The sequence below is a fragment of the Schlesneria paludicola DSM 18645 genome (genome assembly GCF_000255655.1).
GTDB classification, from domain to species: Bacteria; Planctomycetota; Planctomycetia; order Planctomycetales; family Planctomycetaceae; genus Schlesneria; species Schlesneria paludicola.
In genome coordinates, this window is the sequence record NZ_JH636435.1 from 2,824,053 (window position 1) to 2,848,634 (window position 24,582).

17 protein-coding genes are annotated in these 24,582 nt (G+C 56.8%); 6 read left to right on the forward strand and 11 right to left on the reverse strand.

The features are described from left to right. Positions 1–367 precede the first annotated feature (367 nt). A complete protein-coding gene (locus OSO_RS0130030) occupies positions 368–1,372 on the forward strand; it encodes an acetyl-CoA carboxylase carboxyltransferase subunit alpha (protein ID WP_010586647.1) in 1,005 nt (334 codons plus the stop codon). 656 nt (positions 1,373–2,028) lie between these two features. Here OSO_RS0130030 and dtd read toward each other — a convergent pair. The 3 genes from dtd to OSO_RS0130055 form a co-directional block, all read right to left on the reverse strand. Further along, a complete protein-coding gene (gene dtd / locus OSO_RS0130045) occupies positions 2,029–2,478 on the reverse strand; it encodes a D-aminoacyl-tRNA deacylase (protein ID WP_010586649.1) in 450 nt (149 codons plus the stop codon). 55 nt (positions 2,479–2,533) lie between these two features. Then, positions 2,534–3,649 carry a glycine oxidase ThiO gene (gene thiO, locus OSO_RS45755; RefSeq protein ID WP_010586650.1) on the reverse strand — a complete coding sequence of 372 codons (1,116 nt, stop codon included), beginning with the start codon at positions 3,647–3,649 and terminating at the stop codon, positions 2,534–2,536. A 114-nt stretch (positions 3,650–3,763) separates the two neighbouring features. Continuing rightward, the gene (locus tag OSO_RS0130055) at positions 3,764–5,650 is read right to left on the reverse strand and encodes a c-type cytochrome domain-containing protein (protein ID WP_010586651.1); all 1,887 of its coding nucleotides are present in this window, start codon (positions 5,648–5,650) and stop codon (positions 3,764–3,766) included. Between the two features lie 326 nt (positions 5,651–5,976). Between OSO_RS0130055 and larE the strand changes: the two genes are divergently transcribed. After that, positions 5,977–6,861 carry an ATP-dependent sacrificial sulfur transferase LarE gene (gene larE, locus OSO_RS45760; RefSeq protein ID WP_010586652.1) on the forward strand — a complete coding sequence of 295 codons (885 nt, stop codon included), beginning with the start codon at positions 5,977–5,979 and terminating at the stop codon, positions 6,859–6,861. A 199-nt stretch (positions 6,862–7,060) separates the two neighbouring features. Here the strand turns inward: larE and OSO_RS0130070 are convergent, their stop codons facing one another. Further along, on the reverse strand, positions 7,061–8,302 hold the full coding sequence (locus OSO_RS0130070) for a serine hydroxymethyltransferase (protein ID WP_010586653.1): 1,242 nt from the start codon (positions 8,300–8,302) through the stop codon (positions 7,061–7,063). 380 nt (positions 8,303–8,682) lie between these two features. On the opposite strand from OSO_RS0130070, the gene OSO_RS0130080 reads away from it, so the two are divergent. Further along, positions 8,683–9,918 carry a tetratricopeptide repeat protein gene (locus tag OSO_RS0130080; RefSeq protein ID WP_010586654.1) on the forward strand — a complete coding sequence of 412 codons (1,236 nt, stop codon included), beginning with the start codon at positions 8,683–8,685 and terminating at the stop codon, positions 9,916–9,918. Between the two features lie 134 nt (positions 9,919–10,052). On the opposite strand, the gene OSO_RS0130085 is transcribed toward OSO_RS0130080, so the two are convergent. Then, positions 10,053–10,370, reverse strand: coding sequence for a hypothetical protein (locus OSO_RS0130085; protein ID WP_010586655.1), 318 nt, complete (start codon positions 10,368–10,370; stop codon positions 10,053–10,055). 311 nt (positions 10,371–10,681) lie between these two features. Between OSO_RS0130085 and OSO_RS0130095 the strand changes: the two genes are divergently transcribed. Then, positions 10,682–11,566, forward strand: a complete 885-nt coding sequence (locus OSO_RS0130095) for an alpha/beta hydrolase (RefSeq protein ID WP_010586657.1) — start codon at positions 10,682–10,684, stop codon at positions 11,564–11,566. Positions 11,567–11,712: 146 nt separating this feature from the next. On the opposite strand, the gene OSO_RS0130100 is transcribed toward OSO_RS0130095, so the two are convergent. The 5 genes from OSO_RS0130100 to OSO_RS0130135 form a co-directional block, all read right to left on the reverse strand. Continuing rightward, a complete protein-coding gene (locus OSO_RS0130100; RefSeq protein ID WP_010586658.1) occupies positions 11,713–12,252 on the reverse strand; it encodes a PSP1 C-terminal domain-containing protein in 540 nt (179 codons plus the stop codon). A gap of 311 nt (positions 12,253–12,563) precedes the next feature. Further along, entirely contained in the window at positions 12,564–14,399 is a 1,836-nt protein-coding gene (locus tag OSO_RS0130105) for a hypothetical protein (protein ID WP_157605534.1), read from the reverse strand. 388 nt (positions 14,400–14,787) lie between these two features. Beyond that, positions 14,788–16,095, reverse strand: a complete 1,308-nt coding sequence (locus tag OSO_RS0130115) for a hypothetical protein (RefSeq protein WP_157605535.1) — start codon at positions 16,093–16,095, stop codon at positions 14,788–14,790. A 966-nt stretch (positions 16,096–17,061) separates the two neighbouring features. After that, on the reverse strand, positions 17,062–17,643 hold the full coding sequence (locus OSO_RS0130130; RefSeq protein WP_010586662.1) for a redoxin domain-containing protein: 582 nt from the start codon (positions 17,641–17,643) through the stop codon (positions 17,062–17,064). Positions 17,644–17,715: 72 nt separating this feature from the next. Further along, entirely contained in the window at positions 17,716–19,299 is a 1,584-nt protein-coding gene (locus OSO_RS0130135; RefSeq protein ID WP_010586663.1) for a 2-isopropylmalate synthase, read from the reverse strand. 953 nt (positions 19,300–20,252) lie between these two features. On the opposite strand from OSO_RS0130135, the gene OSO_RS0130145 reads away from it, so the two are divergent. Together OSO_RS0130145 and OSO_RS0130150 are read left to right on the forward strand one after the other, a co-directional pair. Next, entirely contained in the window at positions 20,253–21,578 is a 1,326-nt protein-coding gene (locus OSO_RS0130145; RefSeq protein WP_010586664.1) for an SGNH/GDSL hydrolase family protein, read from the forward strand. Between the two features lie 265 nt (positions 21,579–21,843). Continuing rightward, the gene (locus tag OSO_RS0130150; RefSeq protein ID WP_010586665.1) at positions 21,844–23,076 is read left to right on the forward strand and encodes a Glu/Leu/Phe/Val family dehydrogenase; all 1,233 of its coding nucleotides are present in this window, start codon (positions 21,844–21,846) and stop codon (positions 23,074–23,076) included. An 86-nt stretch (positions 23,077–23,162) separates the two neighbouring features. Here the strand turns inward: OSO_RS0130150 and OSO_RS0130155 are convergent, their stop codons facing one another. After that, complete coding sequence (locus OSO_RS0130155; protein ID WP_010586666.1) at positions 23,163–24,578, reverse strand: DUF1501 domain-containing protein; 1,416 nt, start codon at positions 24,576–24,578, stop codon at positions 23,163–23,165. Positions 24,579–24,582 lie beyond the last annotated feature (4 nt).

Consider the following 24,582-nt stretch of genomic DNA (forward strand, 5'->3'; position numbering starts at 1 on the left):
CCCGCAAAACCGGCGGCGCAGGCACCCGTTCGCCCAGCGGCAAAACCAACCCCGCCAGCCGAGCCTGCCAAGGACCTGGACTTCATGACCGATTTGCCGGATGTGCTCTGATCTGCTATAGAAACGGCTTGCGCGGGTCAGATCAGTCAGATCGAATCGAAGGGTGAAAACGCTTCGACTCGATCTGCCAACGGAGAGCGTTTCTCCCGGAAATCTTGTTGGATGAGCATGGAAATTCAAAACGGCTGCGGAAGACTTGGCGAATTCTCGCTGTGCTTCGATCGTCGTGCTTTTTCCACCTGCGTCGTCCACGATACCGCGATCCACCATACGATGCATTGAATTCCGGTTTGGGCGGGCGACATTCATGAAGCCTCAATACGTGCTGCCGTTCGAGCGGCCAATCGTACAATTAGAAGAACAACTCGCGACGCTTGAGGCCCAGCCAGGCCCGACTCCGACGACGCTCGAATCGATCCGAAACATGCGGGTTGAGATCGCGAAAATGAAACGCGAGGTCTTCGAGAATCTGGACGCGTGGCAGACGGTTCAGGTCGCTCGGCACCAGGATCGCCCTCAGGCGCGTGACTACATCGAACTCGTCTGCGACGAATTCATCGAACTTCACGGAGATCGAGCCTTCGGCGACGACCGGGCGATCAACGTCGGTTTCGCGAAACTCGATGACTGTAAAGTGCTCCTGATCGGTCAGCACAAAGGACGTAATCTGCAGGAACGCAACGAGTGCCTGTATGGCTGTGCTCACCCCGAAGGATATCGCAAAGCACTCCAAAAGATGGAGCTCGCGGCGAAATTCAACCTGCCGATCGTCTGCTTGATCGATACGCCAGGAGCCTACCCGGGGATTGGCGCGGAAGAACGCGGCCAGGCCTACACGATCGCCGTCAATCTGCGCGAGATGTCGATGCTGCCGGTTCCGATCATTTGTATCGTGATCGGAGAAGGGGGTTCGGGCGGGGCACTCGGACTGGGGATTGGCGACTACGTCGGGATTCTACAGTTCGCGTACTATTCCGTGATCAGCCCCGAAGGCTGCGCCGGAATTTTGTGGAAGAGCGTGAAGTTCGCCGACCAGGCTGCGAAGGCACTCAAATTCACCGGCCGCGATTTGCTTCAGTTTGGCATCGTCGACGAAGTCATCCAAGAGCCGCTCGGAGCGGCACATCGCGATCACCGAGCGATGGCGATTACACTCAAGCAGACGATCCTGCGAAATATCAAATCGCTCGAGAACCTTCCACGCGAAGAACTGCTCGAACGCCGCTATCAAAAGTTCCGCCGAATCGGTGAGTTCGAAGAACTGATCGTTGTCGACGAACCCGCCGCCAACGCCGTCACGAGCACGACCTGAGCGGCAGTGAATCCGTCGAGTCCAGATGCCGCAGATCCGCGATTGCGGCGCTGCGATTCGAGTCCCGCCAAAAGAGCCGACAAGCGCCAAACGCGAGATTGAATTCGCCCCAGTCCGTGATCGCCGGGACAACGACATGGGCGACCACGACGGGTCATCCTGAACGACTGAACTCGCTCGCCCCAAGCTCGCGGATTGTGTCAGCAATCGAACCGCGGAGCGACGCCAGCCTCGTTGATTCTGGCTGCCCTGAATCTGCTCTCAGAGCGGGCACCATTCTGAAGGCCTGCAGCGAATGGAATCCGATGTGGCCCATCGGCGTCGAACGGCCATCAGCGGCCTTGCAGCCCAGGCGTCAGCAAACACCCGCAGCATCATCACGAGAGAAACCGAGCCCATTTCCCACCACACACGAACGTCCGATAATGTCTGTTATGTTTCTTTTATCGGTAGGAAAAGGCCTATTTTACAGAGGCGACAGATTTTGGTCCATACGTGATATTGGTGAATCCACCGCGACGAGCCGACGGAATTGGATCTCCGCATTTGCGTCAGGAAGCCACGGGATCCCTTTGTCCGATCCATCTGCTGCGGGTCGATCTTGATGTCCGTTTTGACGCATCAGGTCGTCGACATCAGGATCATCGATCACGAACTCAAAACTCTTTCCGACTGTCGACCAAAAGCGTCACCGGGCCGTCGTTCACCAGCTCAACATCCATGTGCGTTTGAAACCGTCCCGTGGCCGTTGGCACGCCGCGTCCCTGAACTTCGGCGACGAAAATCCGATAGAGATTGTCGGCCTGTTCCGGCCTGGCTGCTTTGATGAAACTTGGCCGACGCCCTTTGCGACAATCGCCGTACAAGGTGAACTGGCTGACGACCAGCATTCGCCCGGCAACATCCAGGAGCGATCGGTTCATCTTTTCGTCGTCGTCCGGAAAGATGCGGAGCGAGACAATCTTCTCGGCGAGGTAGCTAGCATCATCCTGCGTGTCATCTTCAGACACACCCAGCAAGACGAGTAGACCTCGCTCGATCTCTCCCACAACCTCGCCTGCAACCGTCACTTTGGCGCGAGAGACTCGCTGCACGACCGCTCGCATTGATGGCACTCCTGTTTGCCTTCTAGACCCCGACTTCCACCTCGATCCGCAATCGTCAGATTGGCCCCGACGTTGACCCGCCACTGGGCACCTGGCACTCGCCTGGCAAATCGATTTTTTGCCCGAGCAGAACCTGACGCATCAGCACGGCTGTGATCGGCGACAGGTGCAAACCGTAACGGAAGTGTCCTGCCGCCACGGATCCGTTTCGAAACTGCGGCAACCGCCCAATATACGGACGGCCGATCCCGGAATATGGCCGAAGCCCCGCCCAGCAACGCTCCACCTCCGCCTCCCGCAGGCTCGGAACGACGCGCTGGGCGAACTGAATCAGATCGCTGACGGCCTGCGCCGTACTCCGCTTATCGAAACCGGCGTGTTCTTCCGTCGAACCAATCAAGATCCGGCCGTCGAGTCGAGGCACCAGATATTCCCGCCCAGCCTGGATGACCGACCGAAACGGCAGCGGCGTACACTTCAGAAGGACGATTTGCCCCTTCAGGGGTTCAATCGCCAGATGAACCCCAACCTGTTCGAGCAATTGACCAGACCAGGAACCGCCAGCAACCACGAATTCGGCGGCCTGGTGCCTTTCCATTCCGGCGTGTACCGCAACGATCCGTTCGCCGTCGGTTTCGATTCGATGAACGGGAGATCCAGCGACCAATTCCACGCCCCGCATGGCACACGCGATTTGAAGCGTTTTTACATGGCGAGGATTGCGGACCTGGCAGAACTCTGGCAGCCAGTATCCCGCCGCGACATCGGCGCCAATTTGTGGGAACGATTTTCTGATTTCGGCAAGATCATCGCTGTCGATCGCAACGCCTTCTGATCGCAGACCGGCGAGTCCCGTGCGATATTCCGAATTCGACGCGTCGAAACAGACTTCCAAACCGCCGCATCGGACAAATTGATTGTCGAGGCCCGAAAATGACGTCAGTGCTTCGGACCATTTCGGCCAAAGCTGATGAGCGGCGCCACGTAAGCGTGCTTCGGATGTCTGGGCTTGTTTCAAATTGCCGGGCGGAAGCATTCCCGCGCCTGCCCAGCTGGCCTCCTGCCCAATGCCACCTCGTTCCAGCACTCGCACGCTGAGACCATGGCCAGTCAATTCCCAGGCGATCGACAGGCCAATCACACCCCCACCAATAATGACAACATCAGGCATGCTGGCGAACAAAGCTTTTAAAAGGTGGAAAGGGTGCTCGATCCAAGATCGAGGCGAAGCGAACGCATGATACTGCCAGACCGTTGCGGCCGTCGATGTTCAGGCGGGATCAGGTTACTTCTTTCCCTTTTTCGTTGCGGCGGTCGGCAATGAATTCGCGTACGCGAGCGCCAGCGTATTGAGATCTGTTCGATAGACGAACTTCATGGCTTCGGCGGGAGCGGTCCCCGATTGAATCTTCTGAACGAGTTGCGTGAACGTGTTGAGTTGCCCGCGCTTCAAGAGAAACTCAACCAGCGTGAATCCGACGGGGCTGACTTCATCGGGCGAGAATGTGCCGTCCGCAAAAATCGCCTCGGGCTCTGTCAGGTTCGATTCCTGGAGAATCTTGGCGGCAGATCGCGGCAACCCAGCGAGGTAGGGGTTACTAGCAAGTTTTGCACGGGCAAACGAAAGCCCCGCTCCCTGAACAAGCCAGTCAGGCAGTCGCCCTCCTCGCTTTAAGAACGCTCCCGTGACTTGTTCGATCAGATTCAGGTGCATCCCCGGCATGCGTTCTGAGGTTGAATCACCGACATCCTGCACGGCGACAAAGGCGTCTTCCAAGGTGGCGTTGACCTGCGAGTGCCCGATCACCTCACGCGGAACCTCGCGCCGGTGAACCGAATTATTAAACTCTTCATATCCAAATCGTTCTTTAAACACAAAGATTGTCAGCTTGCCTCGCCACAGCGGATCATCCTTGATCTTGAATGTCTGCCGCAGGTACACCGCCTGTTCGGTGGCCCATTTCTCGACCTGTTGCAATCGCCCGGCATCAACATCGCCGTACAGCAGAAACTCGCTGGATTCGAGCCGATTCGGTTCAACATTTGGAAAGGTCTTTTTCCACTCTTCGTCCGAGGTCTTCTTTCGCTTCTCGAGCCACTGCGCCGGAGTAAACTGCGACAATGCCGCCGCTTCACGTTCTTCACGCGACGGAAAATTCTTCTTGGGGTCAGGCCCGTCGAATGTGGCTCCCTCTTGAATCCAGGTCTTCAGATTCTCGTGCCATTTGCGAGTGATCCCCGTTTGATTGCCAGCTGGCATCACGGGTGTTTCATCGCCGTTCACCAGACGCCACAGGCGACTGTCGTCCAAACTTCCCGCCACGATGACCGCGCCGCTGTCACCGCCCTTCATCAATTTTTCGAACGACATGACTGAGAAGCCACTGCGTTTGGCGGTGTCGTTGTGACAGCGACCACAAGTGTCGACCAACTCGGGCATCAAATCCTTCATAAAATGGACCGTCTCGGTCCCCTTTTCTTTTGTGATACCCGCTTTCTTTCCCGCGGTTTTTGACTTGGGATTGGCAGCGGATTTGACGAGCGTCGCCATCGAGGCGGACTTGTCTCCGTCGAAATTCGCACCTTCCGAGATCCAGTTTCCGATCGCACGAATTTCATTCTCGGAAAGGGGCTCACGCCCGTATGGCATCCGCTGCTCGTCGTTCGGCGTCAACAGGCGGGCCATCAACAAACTAGAATCACTTTCCCCGGGCTGGATCACTTGCCCGCTGGCACCGCCGCGCTCCAAACCTTCAAAGGTATCCAGCCGAAAACCTCCCTTGCGGTCTTCCGAATGGCATTCCACGCACTTCGCTGCAAAGATCGAAGCGACACTCTTTTCAAACGTGGCTTCCGACTTCTCCAGGACCTTTGCCAGCTGCTTTTTGACCTTATCCAGCTTGGTTCGCACCGGCTTCAGCGCCGTGTCCGTCTCTTTCAATCCTGCGTTGTTGGCGAATTTGGAAAGACGAGCCTCGGCCGCTTCGATGGCAGACGATGCCTCGTCGAACTTCTTCTTGGAAACAAGAGATGCGATCTTCGAGGCCTCGGCCCCAATCTCGTTCAGCTCTTTTCGTTGAGGAGCCGTCAAGGTGGCCGCGGAGGCGGGCGACACCCAAACCCCGGCGACGATCAGCCATACCACGCAGGCAGAGAAAACGTGCTGGCGCATTGGAATTCCATCCACGGAAGGCATTCGAAGCGACCGATCAAGCGGTTGCGACTGACCGAGCGCGATTGCCGACAGTCTGTCAACTGCACCCTGCCCAGCTCATTTGTGCGACGAGACCGAACACGATACCGCGAATCCACCGGCTCAATCCGATTGTACCCTAACCCCCGCGCGAACGACAGACTCGACCAGGAATCGCGAAGCCTCACAAGCGTCGCAACCGACGGATTGTGACTTCGAAAAGAAACCGATACGCTTCCAGGCGAATTCGTCTAAGATTACCTCATACAGTCTCCTTGAATGCCATTTCATCGGTTTTGAATAACATGCCTTCCGCTCACAGGGATATCGAACGAAAACGCGACCATCTGCTGCAAATCCTCGCGGGTTACGGTCGCGTCGCGGTTGCGTATTCTGCCGGTGTCGACAGCACGGTTGTGGCCATGGCGGCTCAGTTGGCCTGCGGTGTCGATGCCGTCGCGGTCACGGCCGTCAGCCTGAGCCTGGCGACGGGTGAGATCGAAGAAGCCAAAACTCTCGCGGAACGAATTGGCATTCGGCACGTCGTGCTTTCGACGCAAGAATTCGCTGATCCCAACTACCTGAAGAATCCCGTCAATCGCTGTTACTTTTGCAAGTCAGAGCTTTACGCGCGTCTGATCGAACTGGCCCCCACCCTGGGTGTTGACGTGCTCGTCAACGGTGCGAACCTTGATGATCGCGGCGACTACCGACCGGGGATGAAAGCCGCCAACGAGTTTGAAGTGCGTTCACCGTTGATTGAAGCCGAGTTCACCAAAGACGATGTGCGTGAACTGGCGCGGATCTGGGACCTTCCCGTGTGGGATAAGCCTGCAACCCCCTGCCTGTCGAGTCGCATTGCATACGGAATCGAAGTGACGCCGGAACGAGTCCGGCGCATTGATCAGGCAGAGCTGTTCTTGAAACAACTCACCAACCTGCGAGAACTGCGTGTCCGTTGCGAAGCGAATGAGCTTGCCCGCATCGAAGTCCCGCAAGAAGCCATTACCCTGCTGGTCACCCCTGCGATTCGGCAGCAAATTCAGACCGAACTGCGTCGCCTGGGCTTCCGTTTTATTACACTCGATCTCGAAGGCTTTCGTTCTGGCAGCATGAACACCGCCCTTCCCGTTGACACATTGCTGCAAGTCCAACTTCCCCTTCCGCAACTGGAGAAATCACATGGGTGAATCAGGCAAGAAAGATAAGGGACGAAAAGAAGTCCAAAAGAAACCAACGATGACATTGAAAGAAAAGCGACAGGCCAAGCAAGAGAAGAAGTCGAAGAAGTAATCGCTTCGGGCCTCGTGACACAAAAGCATAAGCCCCACACGAGATCATCTCGGTGGGGCTTTCGCTTTGCTCGACGCATCGTTCGCGCGTGAACGATCAGGCAATACCGGGAACCGGGAACGCCTTCGCGAATTCGCGAATTTCGCCCTTCACCTGTTCGATGACACTGGTATCCTCGGGGGCCTTCAAGACGCGCAGGATCCACGCCCCAACCTTCTTCATTTCGCCCTGTCGCATGCCGCGTGTCGTCAGTGCGGCAGTTCCGATTCGAATCCCGCTCGGATCAAGTGCCTTACGCTGATCGTAAGGAATCATGTTCTTGTTGACGGTGATCCCGGCGTGATCGAGTGCTTTCTCGGCGATTTTTCCGGTCAGACCAATCGTCGTCACATCGCACAGCATCAAGTGGTTATCGGTTCCACCGCTGGCCAGCTTCACACCACCGGCCATGAGCACTTCGGCCAAAGTTTGGGCATTCGCAACGATTTGCTTGCCGTAGTCTTTGAACGAGGGCTGCGCCGCTTCTTGGAAACAGATCGCCTTCGCGGCGATGATGTGCATCAGCGGCCCCCCCTGCAATCCGGGGAATACCGCCTTATCGATTTCCTTCGCGTACTGTTCCTGGCAGAGAATGAAACCCGATCGAGGGCCGCGCAAGGTCTTGTGCGACGTGCTGGTGACAAAGTCCGCAACGGGCACAGGGCTGTTGTGGATTCCGGCAGCCACAAGCCCGGCATAGTGAGCCATATCCACCCACAGCTTGGCCCCGACTTCGCGCGCGATCTCCGCAAACTTGGCATGATCGATTTCACGCGGATAGGCACTGGCCCCCGCGACGATCAGCTTCGGCTTATGTTCGCGAGCCAATTGAGCCACCTGGTCGAAATCAATTCGATGATCGCTTTCCCGCACGCCGTACGCGATCGGCCGGTACAGTTGACCGGAAAAGTTCAGCGCCATCCCGTGGGTCAGGTGCCCACCCATCGCCAGATTCATCGCCAGGAATGTATCACCCGGCTTCAGCACCGTTTGATAGATGGCCATATTCGCTTGTGAACCGGCGTGTGGCTGAACGTTCACATGCTGAGCGCCAAACAATTGCTTGGCACGATCGATCGCAAGGGTTTCGATCACATCCACATATTCACATCCGCCGTAGTAGCGGCGACCGGGATAGCCTTCGGCATACTTGTTCGTCAGCACCGTGCCTGCGGCTTCCAAGATCGCGGCACTGGTGTAGTTTTCAGAGGCGATCAGTTCGAGACCATCATGCTGGCGCTGCTGTTCGCTTTGTAGAGCGGACCAGAGAGCGGGATCAGCGGATCGCAAGGCGGACATGTTCTTCAGGCTCCAAAAGAGTCGTTTGATGACATCGGCAAGGTCGTGGAGGTTTGAACACCACCCATCCCGCTCACTAGCGGGGAGACGACGACATTCGGCAAAAACAAGCTGTCATCGCCGAATCGCGTCGGCATCCAGCCGACGTCTTGTTCACTCATTGAAATAACGGGGACAAGCTCCACGTCACTTTGACGGTCATAACGTTTTTAAGCCACGACGGAACCGGTTCCCGTTATTTCAACAGGCTCTGATGCATGATGGACCGCTTCGGAGGGATGCCACTTCATCCCAATTCCTCGACCGAAGGGCAGAATGCATTCATCTAGGTTATAATCGCCCAGCCCCCTGACCCGCCACTCTCACACCTGCGACCCGTCATGACAGACCTGCCGATTGACTTGACAACGTCACTTCAAAGTTCGCCGATCCTTCAGGGCGAACGCGTCGCGTTCACGGGCACGCTGGCCTCCATGACGCATCGTCAGGCCATGGAACTTGTCGAACAACACGGCGGCATCGCGATGCAGCACGTCGGCCAGATCACAACCGTGCTGGTTGTGGGCGAAGAAGGCTGGCCACTTGAACCAGACGGGTTACCATCCTCCAAGTTGGAGCATGCCAGACAGCTACACGACAAAGGCGAACCAATCCAGATTTTTTCCGAGTCTGAATGGCTGAAGCTGCTGGGCGTCGAACCACCGGAACGTCGATCACACCAGCTTTATACCCCCGCCATGCTTTGTCAGTTGCTGAATATTCCGGTTCATGAAATCCGTCGATGGGAACGCGCGGGTCTGATCAAGTCGGTCAAGAAAGTCTTTCGACTGCCCTACTTTCAGTTCGAAGAGGTCGCTACCGCACGACGCCTGTGCGAACTGGCCGCGTCGGGAGTGCGCGTCGATCAGATTGCGGCCAGCCTGGAACGGCTCCATTCGCTCTTACCCAATGTCGTCCGCCCCGTTGAACAGCTTGAGATCCTGGCCCGCGGCAGCAATCGCCTCGTCTTTCGCGATGAATCGGGCCTGCTTGAGCCGACCGGACAACGTCTTTTCGATTTTGATCCTCCGGCAGCCGCCGCCGAGGATGAAAGCCCGGACACGATTCCCATGCGCCCTTCCCTGTCTGACGAAACGATCGATCGGGCACGATGGACATCCGAAGACTGGTTTCATGAGGGATGCCGGCTCACCGACGCCAACGAACTCTCGTCCGCGATCGAAGCGCTGCGACTGGCGATTATTAACGAGCCGCTGAATCCGATGTATCACTTCCATCTGGCGGATGCCTTGTATCGTCAGCACAAGCGGGATGGAGCCATCGAGCGATACCATGTGGCGGTCGAACTGGACCACAATTTTCTAGAAGCCTGGACGCAACTAGGATGTGTGTTGGCCGAAACCGGCGACCCCGCCTCCGCAAAAGATGCATTCCAAATCGCACTCGACCTGCATCCAGAGTACCCGGATGCCCACTTCCATCTGGCGGGTGTGCTTGAGCAGCTTGATCGAAGCGACGAGGCCGCCGAACACTGGCGAGCGTATCTCGAATTCGATCAGCGAGGCCCCTGGGCCGAGATCGCACGCGAACGTCTGTTGGGTGAACCGCAAATTTAGCGGGACAGCCACGAAGTTCTGATGGGTTCCTGCGCGCAGCGACCGCGGGCTCTTTGGCCTGCTTCTCCGCGAGCGTTTCCAGCCGACAGGCAAAGATCCGCAAATTCAAGAACGACGGAACCGGCACAAGAAAATCAGTGCTTTGCGTGCGGCGCAGCGGCGGCGGCGTGTGCGGCCGGATGGGCACTACCCCCGACGGGAGCCTGAGGGTCATTGCCCTTGGATTTGTTATCAATCATCCAGATATTCACACCGGCCATCAGGACCACCAAAACACAGAACAGGAATGCCAGAAGCTTTCCCATCATCTGCCCTGCCGCTTTGTCGGCCATCTCGAACTCGTGCAGCTCTGAGGGCTCAAACTTGAGAGCCAACGCTGCGGCCAGACGAGGATCTTCGCCGTGACCGGAATGTGCTGCATCAACGTGATCAATGTGAGCGTGCGCGGTCATCGACAAGTCTCTCCAGAAAAACACGGTGCAGCGACCGAATCCTGACGAGTCGCGAATTCTTCTTCCAAACCTCGCCTTTGTGCCATTCTGCTCGGAAGTTTCGCGGCTGTCGAGCCTGATCACGATCGTCATCGTGTCTCGGAACAACATTCCCGAAAACGAGATTTTCAAGCCGCGAAACGCCTCTGTTTTCGCTCGGCATTCAGCGGCCCAATTTCACGCGTCGGTCGCATTCGGCAGAGTTCCGCGGAACGGTTTGCTAAGCTGCCCGCCGGATCCCCTGTTCAATTCATGACCGACACTGGAGGAGAATGGCTTTGAAACGACTGATTCCCACATTGGCCCTGACCGCCCTGCTCGCCTGCGGAGCCACCGCCATGGCGGCTCCCCCCGTTCCCGAGACCGTCACCTGGACGGAAGGAATCGAATACACGAATCCCGATGACCAGCATCTTCAACTGAATCTGGCTCGCCCAAAGTCCGGCAACGGCCCCTTCCCTGCCGTCATCTGCATTCATGGCGGTGGGTTCCGCGCGGGGAAACGGGACGGTTACGATGGCTTGTGTCTACGTCTTGCAGAACGTGGATACGTTGCCGCGACGATCACATACCGCCTTGCCCCGAAGTATCAGTTTCCCGCGGCCGTGCATGATACGAAGGCCGCCGTCCGCTGGATGCGTGCCAACGCAAAGACCTACAACGTCGACCCCGCCCGCATCGGCGTCACCGGGGGATCCGCAGGTGGACACCTGGCGCAGTTTCTCGCCGTCACCGCACATGTTCCCGAATTTGAAGGGAACGGCGGAAATGCCGACCAATCAAGCACCGTGGCGTGCGTCGTGAATGTTTACGGCCCCAGCGACTTCACGCAGTCCTATGGCAAAAGCGTCGACGCGCACGAAGTTCTGCCCCTTTGGTTCGGTGGCAATCTGGAAACCAAGCGCGCACTGCACATTCAGGGAAGCCCGCTCTATTGGGTCACCCCCGCCTCCGCCCCCACGCTGTGCATTCATGGCACCGAGGACAAGTATGTCGCACATGAACAAGCCGTCTGGCTGGTCGACAAGTTGAAAGCCGCGACGGTTGACGCCGAACTGCTGACTCTCGAAGGAGCCGGGCACGGTTTCAAAGGTGCCGATGTCGAGAAGGCCGACAAAGCCTTGTTCGATTACTTTGACAAGAAATTGAAGAAGTAGCCGTAGCGTGACGCTGCAGGTGATGCACGTTCACGCCTGCAGCATCTTGTTGAAACAGGGATTGCTTCGCGAAAGCGCGATCTCTGTCAGACGCTCACAGTGCCGCGCGAAGCGCCTTCCCCCTGTTTCAGCGGACGGTCCGCAGATCAATGACTGCACCCACATCCGCCTCCTCCGCTGCCGCAGGATGATTGCGGCAGCGTGACGAGGCCCGTCGATGCGACGGGCTGCACTTCAACAACACCAAATCCGCCGGCGGCAGCCTGGAGCGCCAGTTTTGTCGAATCGGGGCCGCGATCGCACAGGACGTACAGAATCAGCTTTTGCGTGTCGAGCGTCCGTTCCAGATCGATTAGCTCAAGATTCAGATTCCACTGAGTGATTCGCGCACACCACAACGCAAACGATTCTTCACAGTCGCGAGTGGATTCACGTGCCGTTGTCAGATCGTCATCCGTCGCCACGCGTACCAATCGGAATTCCGTCTCGGAATCTTTCGCGGGATCGACCTGCGGCTTGAGACGCTCGAGCACTGTTCCAATCTGCAACCCGCGATCAGTTTGCACAACCACGCACGCTCCGCGGGTGGGCAGTTCAATCGAATCATTGATGAATCGAGCAACTTCCGGCACGGTGCCATAGCGGACAAGATAAATGTTTGACAGCGTATCGATCGCAGTTGTCATCGGAAGTCTTTCATTTCGCGCGGCAAAATCACTCGACCATAGCGTAGCATTGTCGAGTTTGGTGGCACAGCCAGTCGTCGAGCCCTAATCTGAAAATGACGCATTGATGAACACGCTGTGAGCAGACCAACGAGCCTGCGGGCGATGCTCGCGAACCTGCCTGCACAGAGTTGCTGGTGCCACGAGTGCATGATCACACCGAAATCTCGGGGTGGCCAGGGCTGAAGGGCTGAACCGAAAGCCCAGGGCGTCCAGTGCGATCGCTCGTCCGGCCCCAGCCACCCGATCCCTTTTTCAGGCCTGACAAAGCACTAGTTTTGCGGTTCCGGCTGCTTCGTTTCCGAGTCGGGCTTATTTTGACCCCGACGCCGAGCGCCCTGACCTCGTGGAGGAGGAGATGGGAATCCGTCATCGATTCCCGCAGAAAACCCGCGTCCCATTAAAGCCACAAACCCACTTTCGAACGCCGTTCGGATGCGCACCCCGTTATCGGTCGGCCTGACTTCAATTGTCAGCCCGTCATTGTCGGATTGAAACGAGGCTTCAGTACGCTTACTGAATTTGCTTGGCTCCTGATCGTCGCCGTTCAGGGCAAACTGCCAATTCTTGGCGTGAGTCATGAACTGCAGGGGAATGCGATTGCGTGCGAGTACAGGGTCTTGTGGAGCCGCCGCCAACAGCACGGCATCTTTCAATGCGCCGAGCGCTGCACCGCCGCCATAAGCACACCAGACCACATCGGGATTGGCATAAAGATAGAGATTGGCCGTCTCACCAAATAAACGCTGTCCAATCTTTTCCGGAGCATTGAAGGGCAATCGATGCACCGGATGGGAATCGATCACATCCATATTCAAATCCCATTTCGTGGCGAGACTTCCGTCTGCGGCGGTGTCCTTGGAAAATTCCAACGTCTCGGTCAGTCGTTTCGGCAGTTCGCGCGCCGTCGCCACTTTCACGCCCGCCACAACCGCAACCTCCCCCTTCTCGGCTCCCGTACACTGCAGAAACGCATCCAGATGTCCGACTTCGGCGGACGTGACCAGCGATTGGAAAATCGGCGCCATGATGACCTGAAGTTCATCCTGATCGTCGCCCCCGATCTGGGCGGTGAAATCTCGCTGAGCAGACTCAAAAAACGTGACGAACAGCTTTCGTTGCTTCTCTTCGAGTTGCAACGAGGCCGACACGGTGAGCGTTGCGGGATTCGCGAGCAGACTGCCGAAATAGGTTTTCTTGCCGGCCATCGTCTGAAAGAACTTCGCCAGTTTGCTGTTCTTGCTTCCGGCAATCTCGAGATCGATGCTGGCGGATTTTTGATCTGCGTCGATCCGACTCCCCAGGATGAAATCTTCACCCTGTGTGACAATCTTGTCCAGCAGATCAACCCAACCCTCGCCGCTGGCTCGACGCAGACGATAGACCGACTCAGGCTCGTCGTCGCGTTGCTGCAAGTTGGCCATCAACTGAGTCTTCATAAAACTCAGAAACACCATCTTCAATCCCTCGGGGATTGTCTTGATCATCAAAGACGCGGCAATGTCGTACTGTGACGACAACCGCGTTGTCATCCGCTCGGGATCGGGAAATTCACGATCCAGACTTCGATCGTCACCTTCGGGAGTGACCAGAAACAGATAGTTGAAGCGATGTAATACCCGGATCTTGGAGTTGTCTCCGAACTGGATGTCGAAACGGTCTGCCCTGCCCTCGACAGGAACGACCGTCCCCTTCCCATAGGCAAGTGTCGCAAGAGCCTCCTCCAGATTGGCCACGGGAAGATAGCTGATCCTCAATGGGCCGAAAAAATCTGGACGAAGGTAAAACATCACTCCGAATGGCCGATTGCGATCGATGCCTTTGGTGTCTTTGAGTGTTTCCGTCATCCACTGATCAACGCGTTCCAGCAAATCGGAGCGATCCGCCGCCTCGAACATGACGGTCGCCTTGTCGCGCAGTTGCTGAATGCTGGCGGCGTTGATCACTCCCAGGGGATAGTCAATTTCCGCCGTTGGCGTGTCCGCCGCACCTGCCTGCGGAATCGCCTTATCAGGAACCACACCAACGAACGCGATCATCAGCACCGCGCGCAATCCAAACGCCGACACACAATGATGGAGACGCGGCCAAGAAATCTTCTGCGCCATGAGACTACTCCGCCATTCGCCATCGAGTTCGTCGTCCGACAGATGGAAATTCCTCTCGTCGTCGATGCACCGCATTTTCTGAACACAGGAAAGCGGCTCGTCATCGCACGTGTGGAAAACCCAGATCTGTCGTTAAGAAAATATTCAAGATAAAATGGTAGCGGATTGTTACAGGGAATTCAGCACGCAAAATGCGGTTGGGTCACCGTCCACAGCCTGAAGAGAGGGGGACAATTCCTCTGTAGTGAAGACTCGTCTGAGGAATTTTGCGTTTCACGAAGAGACTTCGGAACGTGCGAATCGCCCAAAGAAAAAAATGGGTGCCGGCAAGAAACCGGCACCGCGTGGGGGAATCAAAATCGTGCGATGTGACTAGACAAGCAGTGATTTACCGAGCGGTGTCGGCGATGGAGATCGCCGCGGACTTGCCGCTGGGTTGTGGATTTGACGAAGGATTCGTCGAGGTTGAGGTCCGGGCGACCCACTGACTAACACGAACTACGGAGGGAGCCTGTGAAGACTTTGAAGCTGCGGTGAAGGTTTTGGCTGGAGACGACTCAGGAGTCGAGTTGTCACCCAAACGTGTACCATAAGGATCGGTCTGTTCGAGTGCAGCCCCCTTGCGGTTGAGGCTGTCGCTGTTGATGGCGCCGTTCGCATCGCCTGTTTGTTCCGTACGAGGCTTCGTCGCTTGAGTGCTGGTATCGATTGGCGTAGGGGCCAGACCGATTCCGCCGCCAGCAGGATTGCTGCTGATCGAGGTGCCCGTTGGAACATACGAGATTCGCGTTCCGACCTGCATTCTCTTGGTCACTTGAACCGCCTGCATCACCGTCTCTTCGGCCTGTTGATAGGTCGTACGAGTCACAGCGACTTTGCGAGTCGACTGCGTCGGCTGCATGCGGGTCACGTTGTAGGTGACTTGCTTCGTCGTGGGAACAGCAACCTTGCGAGTGCACGGAATTGTGCAGGTCATCGTTTGTGGTTGCTGATACTGACGCACCTGCTGATAGGGTGGCGTGAAAGCGCTTCGCATGTTGTAGCTGGCGCGATTCATGGCTCCCATGACGTTTTGACGATTGTCGTACTGATAAGCGCTGACGCGAGTGTTCGGAACGTTCTGGGTGACCCAGCCACCGCCCACTTGCTTCTTGACCTGCTTGTATTCGGTGACCGTTTGATAGTCGACCGAGGCCACTTGAGCCGTCCGTTGTTCCGTCACAGGAGCCATAACGGTGTAAGGCTGATCGATGTAATCGGTCGTCGTGACTGGCTTTGACACCATTTGCTTGACTGGACGGTATTCGGTGACCGCCACATCCTGCATCAGCGGCTGAACCATTTGCTGCATCTGCTTGACGGCCACGACCTGTTGAGTAACAGCTGGCGCCACGTTCTGCACACTGACAACCTGCATCTGTTGAACAGGTTGATCGATCGTGCAAGCGATCGGAGCACCGCACTGAACAGCATCGCTGTATCCGTACGAGGCGACCGACATCGGTGCTGCACTGTAAGAGGCCGAAGAAAATGCAGACTGCCGCATGATTGGCGGCGGTCCCATTAACGTAGGAGACGAGCAGCCGCAGCTTCCCGAACCACTACCAGGAAACCATTGAGCCGACGCGTTTCCGCAAAGGCTCAATACGGTGAGGCCGCCCCATAACGAGGTCAGCCCGAACAATGATCGGGGCATGGAAACCTTCCTACCTGAAAATGAGGCCAGAAAGCGGTGAAGGGAATCTGCGGACTGAAAATTGAGGGGAGTCTTCTGCAGGAACCGCCTGTTTGGGGCAGCAACCCCGTCGAAGCGGGCGGGTTTTTAAGACAATCTTGAAATTCGGTCAAGACCGTCCATTGATTTGCCGACAAGGCGAAAAGCCCAGTGTGCAGAGCCCCCCCCTGATGAACAGCGCCGTGACAGATTCGTTGGCCTCGTCACGAAGTTCCCGCGTCACTCCTCATGAGCCCCTCGTTACCAAGCTCCCGCTTGGTAACGCCTCTTGCGATCTCGATTCCCTCTGACCACCACAACGTGGTGGAGTGAACAAGCCCAGGGGTGTGATCCTTTCGATCGCTCCCCTGGGAATGACCATCGCCAAAGCATTGCCCTGTTGGGCAAAAGGACAGACCAAGTCGGGCAATCGCTCGCAGCCAACTCTGAAGGGCAACACCGCGAGCGATTTTGGCTCGCCAATTGGAAGCCAACCCTGACATTTCCTGCGGGCCACAGGCCCAGCCATTCCACCAGCCCAGTCCAAAGGAGACCGCAAGGTCTCTGACGGGCTGGGTGCTCATCCCCAGCAGCACGAGAAGGCCTGTAAGGCCGACAATTCAATCCCAGACATCTTGCTCATCAATCTCGATGTGATGCCTTCGGCGACATTCTCGAAATTCATCTTGAAATCGTCTTCGTGCGTAGAAACGTTCTTGTCGTTCGATGCACATCTTCGAGCAGGGATTCGCAGAGAGAGAGCCATATCCCGATTGTCACGCAAACGGCTCAACGTGATGCGGCTCGCGCACTGGCACATCAGAAACGAACCAAGAAATCCTTCACCGAATGGCGAGACGGGACGCGTCGCACAGATTCACGACAAATCAATACACCGCATCACCAACATCCGGCCCAACCAGACCATGCCCCTCATCCATGTCCGAATTACTTCGCAAGGAGATCAAAGATTTGATCGACATTGTCGTAGGGCTTTGGAATCGAACCAAGATGAGCGACCTGCCCCTTCCGATCAATCAAAAACGCCCCGGACAGCGGCTTCTCGTTGGAAGGGTCCATTCGCCCCCAATGACGATGAATGCGCAGCATGCCTTCAGGCGACTGCGGATCAAAATCCGAAACCAAGGGGAACGGAAAGGCCCCCCCTGCCCGTTCCATCGCCGCCCGATTCTCTTGAGGCAGCGCGGTCGTCACCCCCACGACCTTCACATCTTGAGATTGAAGTTCCGCGTATCGATCGCGGAGTCGCAGCAGATCCGAATCCTGATCGGCCCCGCGCTCGCCATTAAAAAACAACACAATGATCCGATGCCGTCCCAGCCACGACGCCAGTCGCACCAGATGATTCTCCGCATCGAGTGCTTCAAACGGCGGTGCAGGACGCATGACCGTCGCCGCGGCCACTTGCTGTTCGTAATCCAATGGCTTGTTGATCAGGACCCGAACGACGCAGACCAGCCCGATCAAGATTCCCGCCGCGACAACCAACAGCAAGCGACGATCTTTCATCGAGAATCTTTCCACTGGAAAAAGCCAACCGCCCGGCACACGTTCACGGCATTCACAGCACAGACGATCAACCTAAACCCCGTGCGCGGGTGTCGACGTCGGCTGCTCGCTGATCGCCTTATTTAATGCCTTCAGATACGCCAAAGCGCTCGCTTCAATCACGTCGGTACTGACCGCTTTGCCATGATAGCGACGCCCTTGATAGACGATCTCAACCGAGGCTTCACCCTGGGCGTCCTCGCCACCTGAAACGGCACGAACCTGATAGTCCTTCAGTTCCGCGCTAATGCCAACAATCCGTTCCATCGCCTTGCAGACCGCATCAACCGGACCGTCACCGATCGCCGCATCGCGATAGGTCGCGACCGAAACGTCGCCGGTCGTGCTGCCGGCCGAAGTGGCAGCGGCAGACTCGTCACGCAGTTCAACAGTCGCCGTCGGAATCGTCCCCGTCCCCGCGGCAATGTGAAAGCGAATCAGCTTCCAGCGATCCACCGTCACGTTCATTCGATTGTCGATCAAGGCAACGATATCGGCGTCGTAAACGTTTTTCTTTTTGTCGGCCAGTGCAATGAAATCGTCATACACCTGCTGCAACTGGGCGTCCGGCAATTGATAGCCGAGTTCGATGACCCGCGAACGAATCGCATGCCGACCGCTGTGCTTGCCCAAGACGAGATTCGCCCCCACGAAACCAACATCCTCGGCCCGCATGATTTCGTATGTCGTCCGCTCTTTCAACACGCCGTCTTGATGGATTCCCGCTTCGTGAGCAAACGCATTCTGCCCCACGATCGCTTTATTGCGTTGAACGAGCATCCCCGTCGTGCTCGACACCAGGCGGCTCAGGCCACACAACTTGGGAGTATGAATGTTTGTCTCAACACCGTAGTAGTCATGACGCGTCTTGAGCGCCATCACGATCTCTTCGAGCGCCGCATTGCCCGCCCGTTCACCCAATCCGTTGATGGTACATTCAATCTGCCGGGCACCCGCTTCCACAGCAGCCAAACTGTTCGCCACCGCAAGTCCAAGGTCGTTATGGCAGTGCGTGCTGATGATCGCCCGATTGATGTTCGAGACATGCTGCTTGAGGTGCGAAATAACTTTGAAATAGTGCGTCGGTGTGGCATAACCGACCGTGTCGGGGATATTCACCGTCGTCGCACCCGCCTCGATCGCCTTCTCGACGACTTCGACCAAGAAGTCCAACTCCGTCCGAGCGGCATCTTCGGGCGAGAATTCGACGTCTTCGCACAAGGACCGGGCCAGTTTCACATGCTCCACGGCCGCTTTGACGATCTCTTGCTCGGCCATTTTCAGTTTGAACTGACGATGGATCGGACTTGTGGCAAGAAACACGTGAATTCGCGATTTCGCCACCCCGCGAAGTGCCTCCCCTGCCCTTTCGATATCTTCCCGGCGACAACGAGCCAAACCACAGATTCTCGCTCGATCACCAAACCGCTGTGCGACGGCCCGGACCGCTTCAAAATCGCCGGGCGAGGCGATCGGAAACCCGGCTTCGATCACGTCCACGCCCAGTTCGACCAGCGCTTCCGCGATTTTCAGCTTTTCGGGTGTCGTCATGCTGCAACCGGGTGACTGTTCGCCATCGCGAAGCGTGGTGTCAAAGATAATGACGTTGTCGGACATGATGATTTCGTGCTTCTATCTGAATAAGGTAGAAAACCGCGGGGACACAGACGTTTGACCGGATTGCCAATCCTGACCATCAAGCCAAAGTTTATCGTGTACGAATAAAAAAACCCTGAGACCACGCGGTCTCAGGGTCAACTTGTGCATAATGCGACTGGACGTTCCCTGATGCCCGCGTTTCAGCGAGTTAGCAGGTTCAGTAGGAGGAACGTGTCGCGTGTCATGATGAGGGAACAGACAATCCATTTTCGATGTAGGTTCAGTGGACGCGACCGAAATCGCCTCCCACAAAATGATACTGCTCGGGCCAACAGGGGTCAACTTGCAGCATCCTCAGACCAGTATCGACGAACGACGGAAATCGCAATCAGCAAAAACGAGAGGCTTTGAACGAATTGTCCCAGAATCGTGCTCGGCAATTTCACTCGGGGCGCAGCCAGCCTTCGCCCCAGGCGCGAGCTGTTCAAACCAACCCCGATCCCCATAGCAATTGTTTACTTACGAAGACTTCAGTCCAAAATCCCGTCTTGTCTGGATCTTCCTATCTCACTAGCATCCGATTGCGTTCAAGCAACACCGTCATGGACGAGTTTGGTGTGCAACGACGGACGACTTTCAGATTCGAAATCTGGCGGGGATCGCCCCCGTCGGCCGTCATTCTTTGGCTCATCGCCCCTGCATCATGTCAGGCACGGCACCGAGCTCACCTCGCAACGTCTTGACGGCACTACCGTTGTGTCACCGGCATGTTGAAAGAACGGGGACTGGCTCCGCACAGGCTCAAAAACCCTTTGAGATCGAGAATGCCGAGGTGCCTGTCCCCATTCGTTCAACAAGTCGATTTGATTTTGGTGTCGTATGAACTATGGATTCTCGCATTCCTTGAGTGAGACATTGCCAACGCGAGAGTCGACGTCTCTGAATGTCTCAGGGTTGGTCTCGTCACGAAGATGCTGCGTGCCGGGCTGAAATTCATTCGCCGATTCACCTTCGCCACCTCCCTGCTCATCTTGCTGATCTGCGGAGCCGAGGTCGGCGTGCGCCTGTACGAGGCGGCAGGCGGCACCCGCATTCAAAACACTTCAGAAGCGTCCAGCCTTGATCCCTCCCGATTGACGGTCCCTTCCTCGTCATGTCATCAGGAACTGATGCCCCTGGCGACCGCTCGCGTCGCCTGCCGCGACTCGAAGTCAGAAGTCGTAATCCACACGAATAGCCTGGGGCTGCGCGGCCGAGAACCGGCGATCCCCAAGCCGTCCGATGTCTGTCGGATTGTCGTACTGGGCGATGAAACGATCTTCGCCCCTGAAACGGACGACGCCGATCACTTCTGCACGCTCCTTCAAACGCAATTGCAACAACACTCGACAGCCACGATCGAAGTCATCAATGCCGGAGTTCCCGGCCATTGCCCGCTGACTGAATTCGTGCTGTTCAAACAACGACTGCTCAACCTGAAACCCGATCTGGTGCTGATGCATTTTGACTGGTCAGACGTCTCCGATGATCAACAAGTCCGACGTCAGGCTCGTTGTGATGAATCGCATATCGTTCAGGCTTGCCCGCACCCGAAACTGACGGCAAGACAGAAGGGACGGCCGATCGAGCAATGGCGGCAGCAATTCCGGCTGCTGGACTGGGGACTGTGTTCCGCAAGCTCCGAATGGAAATCGCGCGTGGCACGCCAGAAAGCATCAAGCCGCGATGCAGACCTGAACCCTTATGCATGGCTGCGTGACGAGCGTCCGGAACGCAATGTGGGATTCTGCCACTCCATCGAACCGATCGTCGAAATCGCAAAACTGTGCCGTTCCTCGTTCTGCCAGTTTGCCCTGTTCACCTCGCCCAAGCCTTGGCAGGTCTCCGCCCGATGCTGTCGCGGCGCCGGAATCCGTCTCGCATCGGGAGTCGCCCGTGACGCCTGTTACGCAAACCGCGCCCCGTTCAAAGCGCTACAACGTTTTGCCGATCATCAGAAGATTCTCTTCTTCGATGGCACGGCGACCTTAACCTCTGGAAAATCACCCGAAGTCAATTTTTTGAATTATGCCCCCCGCTGGTCGCATGCCGGTCACCAGCACATGGCCGATGATATGACGCGTTTCCTACTCGAAAATGCCCCCGACTTGTGGAACAGAAACTACGTCCCCCGCAGTCAGAACATCCATTCGCCGCTCACACGGATTCGAACCGATGACGATTCAATTCAGTGGACCAGCGGCACACAGCAGCAGTCTCGACCTCCTGAAACCGAACTCAAACGACAAACGCCGTAATCCCTGTCTTCGCCGTTCGCATCGATCGACGATTGCAAACAATGGCCTCAACCGGGAGTCTGAATCCATCAGAGGCTTCACCGGCTGCGTAAGATGCCTATAGCAGCGTGTCGAAGTAACGGGGACTGGCTCCGACCAGATAAAAAACGCCATGACATCGTGACCGCGCAGGTGCCTGTCCCCCTTACTTCAACACGCTGATAGACGGCAAGTGTGAGATTCCTTCCCTGCAATGACATTCCATTTGACGCACTGGACAAACTCCATGAGCACGCCAAACAAGTCCGAGATCTATTTCCATGCCGCAGCAGACCATCTGAAGATTTCCGATCGGATGCGCACGCTGCTGCTGACACCTGAACGCGACGTGAAAGTTCAGTTGGCCGTTCGCTTGGATAATGGCGAAGTGGGAACATTCGTCGGCTATCGTGTCCAGCACGACGGTGCCCGCGGCCCCATGAAAGGCGGATTGCGTTACCACCCCGAAGTCGATGATCTTGAAGTACAAACCCTGGCCCAGCTCATGACCTGGAAAACCGCCGTCGTCGACCTGCCCTACGGCGGTGCCAAAGGCGGGATCGCCGTCGATCCACGAAGTCTGAGCAGCGGAGAACTCGAGCGGCTAACACGCAAATTCGTCGATCAGATTCACGACATGGTCGGCCCCGACACCGACATTCCTGCACCGGACATGGGCACCAACAGTCAGGTGATGGCTTGGTTCATGAACCAGTACCAAAAGTACCACGGCTTTCAGCCGGCCTGTGTGACCGGAAAGCCGCTGGAACTGCACGGGTGCGAGGGACGTGAAGAAGCGACCGGCCGCGGCGTCGTCATCATCGCCAATCGGTTGTTCCATCAGTTGGGACAGGAACTCAAAGGGAAGACCGTTGCCCTGCAGGGGTTCGGTAACGTCGGTCTCTACACCGCCAAGTTCTTGTTTGAACGGGGCGCGAAAATTGTCGCGATCACCGATGTCCGAGGTGGATGTGCAAACCCGAATGGACTGAACATTCCCAAGCTGGCGGAATACGCCAAATCGAACAACGGCGTGCAAGGTTTTCCCGAGTCGGAACCGCTCGACAACGAAGGCCTGTTCGCCACCAAGTGCGATCTACTGATCCCCGCCGCCTTGGGCGGACAACTCACCGCGAAAACCGCTCCGATCGTCCAAGCCAAATACATCGTCGAAGCCGCCAACGACCCGACGACGCCGGAAGCGGACGAGATCTTCCACGAACGCGGCATCCTGGTCGCACCAGATATTCTTGCCAACGCGGGTGGTGTGACGGTCAGCTACTTCGAGTGGGTTCAGAACCGCTCGGTCGTGCATTGGCCGCTGGAAGAAATCCGCGCCAAACTGGAACTGAAGATGACGGCGGCATTCGATGCCGTTTGGAAAATCGCCGAGGAGCGCAAAGTTCCGCTTCGCACCGCCGCCTATATTCTGGGGATCGGCCGCGTGGCGAAAGCCACGGAACTCGCCGGCGTCTCGTGACGAGCCCCCACTTAACCCAGATGAAAACCGGATGAAATCCGCAAACGAGCTCTCTGCTGATCAGCCGAGGGCTCGCTGTATTCCGATCACGACAGAATTCCCTGAACGACCTTTCCATGCACGTCGGTCAAGCGATAGTCGCGCCCGCTGTGACGATACGTCAAACGCTCGTGATCGAGCCCCATCAAATGCAGGATCGTCGCATGGAAGTCGTGCATATGCACGGGATCCTTCGCCACGTCGATCCCAAACTCGTCGGACTCGCCGTACGTGATCCCCGGTTTGACGCCCGCGCCTGCCAGCCACGATGAAAAGACCCAGTGATGATGATCGCGGCCTTTTGCCGTCCCGGATTCTTGAAACGGCGTGCGACCGAACTCGGTCGTCCACACCACCAGCGTGTCATCAAACATGCCGCGTCGTTTCAAATCACGTAACAACCCCGCGATCGGCTGGTCGACATTCTTCGCCAGCGGTGCATGCGTCGCCGTATCGCCGTGAGCGTCCCAGTTATTCGACGACCCCACATCAATCAGCTCAATAAACCGGACACCCCGTTCCGCCAGTCGGCGGGCAATCAGACACTGCCAGGCAAAGCCCGCCGTGCTGCCCCGCTCCAAGCCATAAAGCTGCAGGGTTTCGTCGGTCTCTTTCGTCAGATCAAATGCATCAGGAACCTCGGCTTGCATCCCGAACGCCGTCGAGTACGACTGAATGCGTGCAGTAAGCAAGGGATCAGCGGCACGCACTGCCAAATGGCGGTCATTCATCCGCGCCATCTGCGCGAGTTCCAATTCTTGCAGCCGACTGCTGGCAACACGCCGCTGCACATTGGGGACAGGTTCGGGCCCCGGAATGACACGCGTGCCTTGATGGGCGCCCGGCAAGAAATCACTCGCCCAGACTTGCCCTCCCGCATAGGGATTTTGGGGCGCGATGACGACGAACGACGGCAGATTGCGATTCATGGTCCCCAGGCCATAGCTGACCCACGATCCAATGCTCGGCCGCGCGAATGTGAATGACCCCGTATGCAGGCCCAGCGTCGCTTCGTAATGATTCGTGTGGTCCGATTTCATCGAGCGAATCACGCACAAATCATCGACGCATTCACCCATGTGCGGGAACAGCGAACTGACTTCCGTGCCGCATTTCCCATAACGAGAAAATTCAAATTGCGGTCGAGTCAGGCGCATTTTGAAATCGCCCTTTCGCCCCTGGAATTCATTCACGCTGACAGAGTTACCCGCTTCCTGATACAGCTTAGGCTTGGGGTCCCACGATTCGATGTGCGACACGCCGCCGCTCATGTACAGGAAAATCACACGCTTCGCTTTGGGCGCAAAATGCGTCGGCTTGGGCGCGAGCGGATCATCGGCCCGCGGCGAGCCCGCGTCCTCGGCCAGCAACTGTGAGACAATCCCTGGCAGAAGCAATGATCCACCAACCATGGATCGTAGCATTCCGCGGCGGGTTGGGTCGAAAGCTTTATGATCTTTCATCGTT

Excerpts from the sequence above, each read along its gene's own strand:
- OSO_RS0130150 (WP_010586665.1), top strand. The coding sequence starts at position 21,844 with ATGAGCACGCCAAACAAGTCCGAGATCTATTTCCATGCCGCAGCAGAC.
- OSO_RS0130055 (WP_010586651.1), bottom strand. The coding sequence starts at position 5,650 with ATGCGCCAGCACGTTTTCTCTGCCTGCGTGGTATGGCTGATCGTCGCC.
- thiO (WP_010586650.1), bottom strand. The coding sequence starts at position 3,649 with ATGCCTGATGTTGTCATTATTGGTGGGGGTGTGATTGGCCTGTCGATC.
- larE (WP_010586652.1), top strand. The coding sequence starts at position 5,977 with ATGCCTTCCGCTCACAGGGATATCGAACGAAAACGCGACCATCTGCTG.
- OSO_RS0130130 (WP_010586662.1), bottom strand. The coding sequence starts at position 17,643 with ATGAAAGATCGTCGCTTGCTGTTGGTTGTCGCGGCGGGAATCTTGATC.
- OSO_RS0130100 (WP_010586658.1), bottom strand. The coding sequence starts at position 12,252 with ATGACAACTGCGATCGATACGCTGTCAAACATTTATCTTGTCCGCTAT.
- OSO_RS0130085 (WP_010586655.1), bottom strand. The coding sequence starts at position 10,370 with ATGACCGCGCACGCTCACATTGATCACGTTGATGCAGCACATTCCGGT.
- OSO_RS0130030 (WP_010586647.1), top strand. The coding sequence starts at position 368 with ATGAAGCCTCAATACGTGCTGCCGTTCGAGCGGCCAATCGTACAATTA.
- OSO_RS0130135 (WP_010586663.1), bottom strand. The coding sequence starts at position 19,299 with ATGTCCGACAACGTCATTATCTTTGACACCACGCTTCGCGATGGCGAA.
- OSO_RS0130080 (WP_010586654.1), top strand. The coding sequence starts at position 8,683 with ATGACAGACCTGCCGATTGACTTGACAACGTCACTTCAAAGTTCGCCG.
- OSO_RS0130145 (WP_010586664.1), top strand. The coding sequence starts at position 20,253 with ATGCTGCGTGCCGGGCTGAAATTCATTCGCCGATTCACCTTCGCCACC.
- OSO_RS0130155 (WP_010586666.1), bottom strand. The coding sequence starts at position 24,578 with ATGAAAGATCATAAAGCTTTCGACCCAACCCGCCGCGGAATGCTACGA.
- OSO_RS0130070 (WP_010586653.1), bottom strand. The coding sequence starts at position 8,302 with ATGTCCGCCTTGCGATCCGCTGATCCCGCTCTCTGGTCCGCTCTACAA.
- OSO_RS0130115 (WP_157605535.1), bottom strand. The coding sequence starts at position 16,095 with ATGCCCCGATCATTGTTCGGGCTGACCTCGTTATGGGGCGGCCTCACC.
- dtd (WP_010586649.1), bottom strand. The coding sequence starts at position 2,478 with ATGCGAGCGGTCGTGCAGCGAGTCTCTCGCGCCAAAGTGACGGTTGCA.
- OSO_RS0130095 (WP_010586657.1), top strand. The coding sequence starts at position 10,682 with ATGGCTTTGAAACGACTGATTCCCACATTGGCCCTGACCGCCCTGCTC.
- OSO_RS0130105 (WP_157605534.1), bottom strand. The coding sequence starts at position 14,399 with ATGGCGCAGAAGATTTCTTGGCCGCGTCTCCATCATTGTGTGTCGGCG.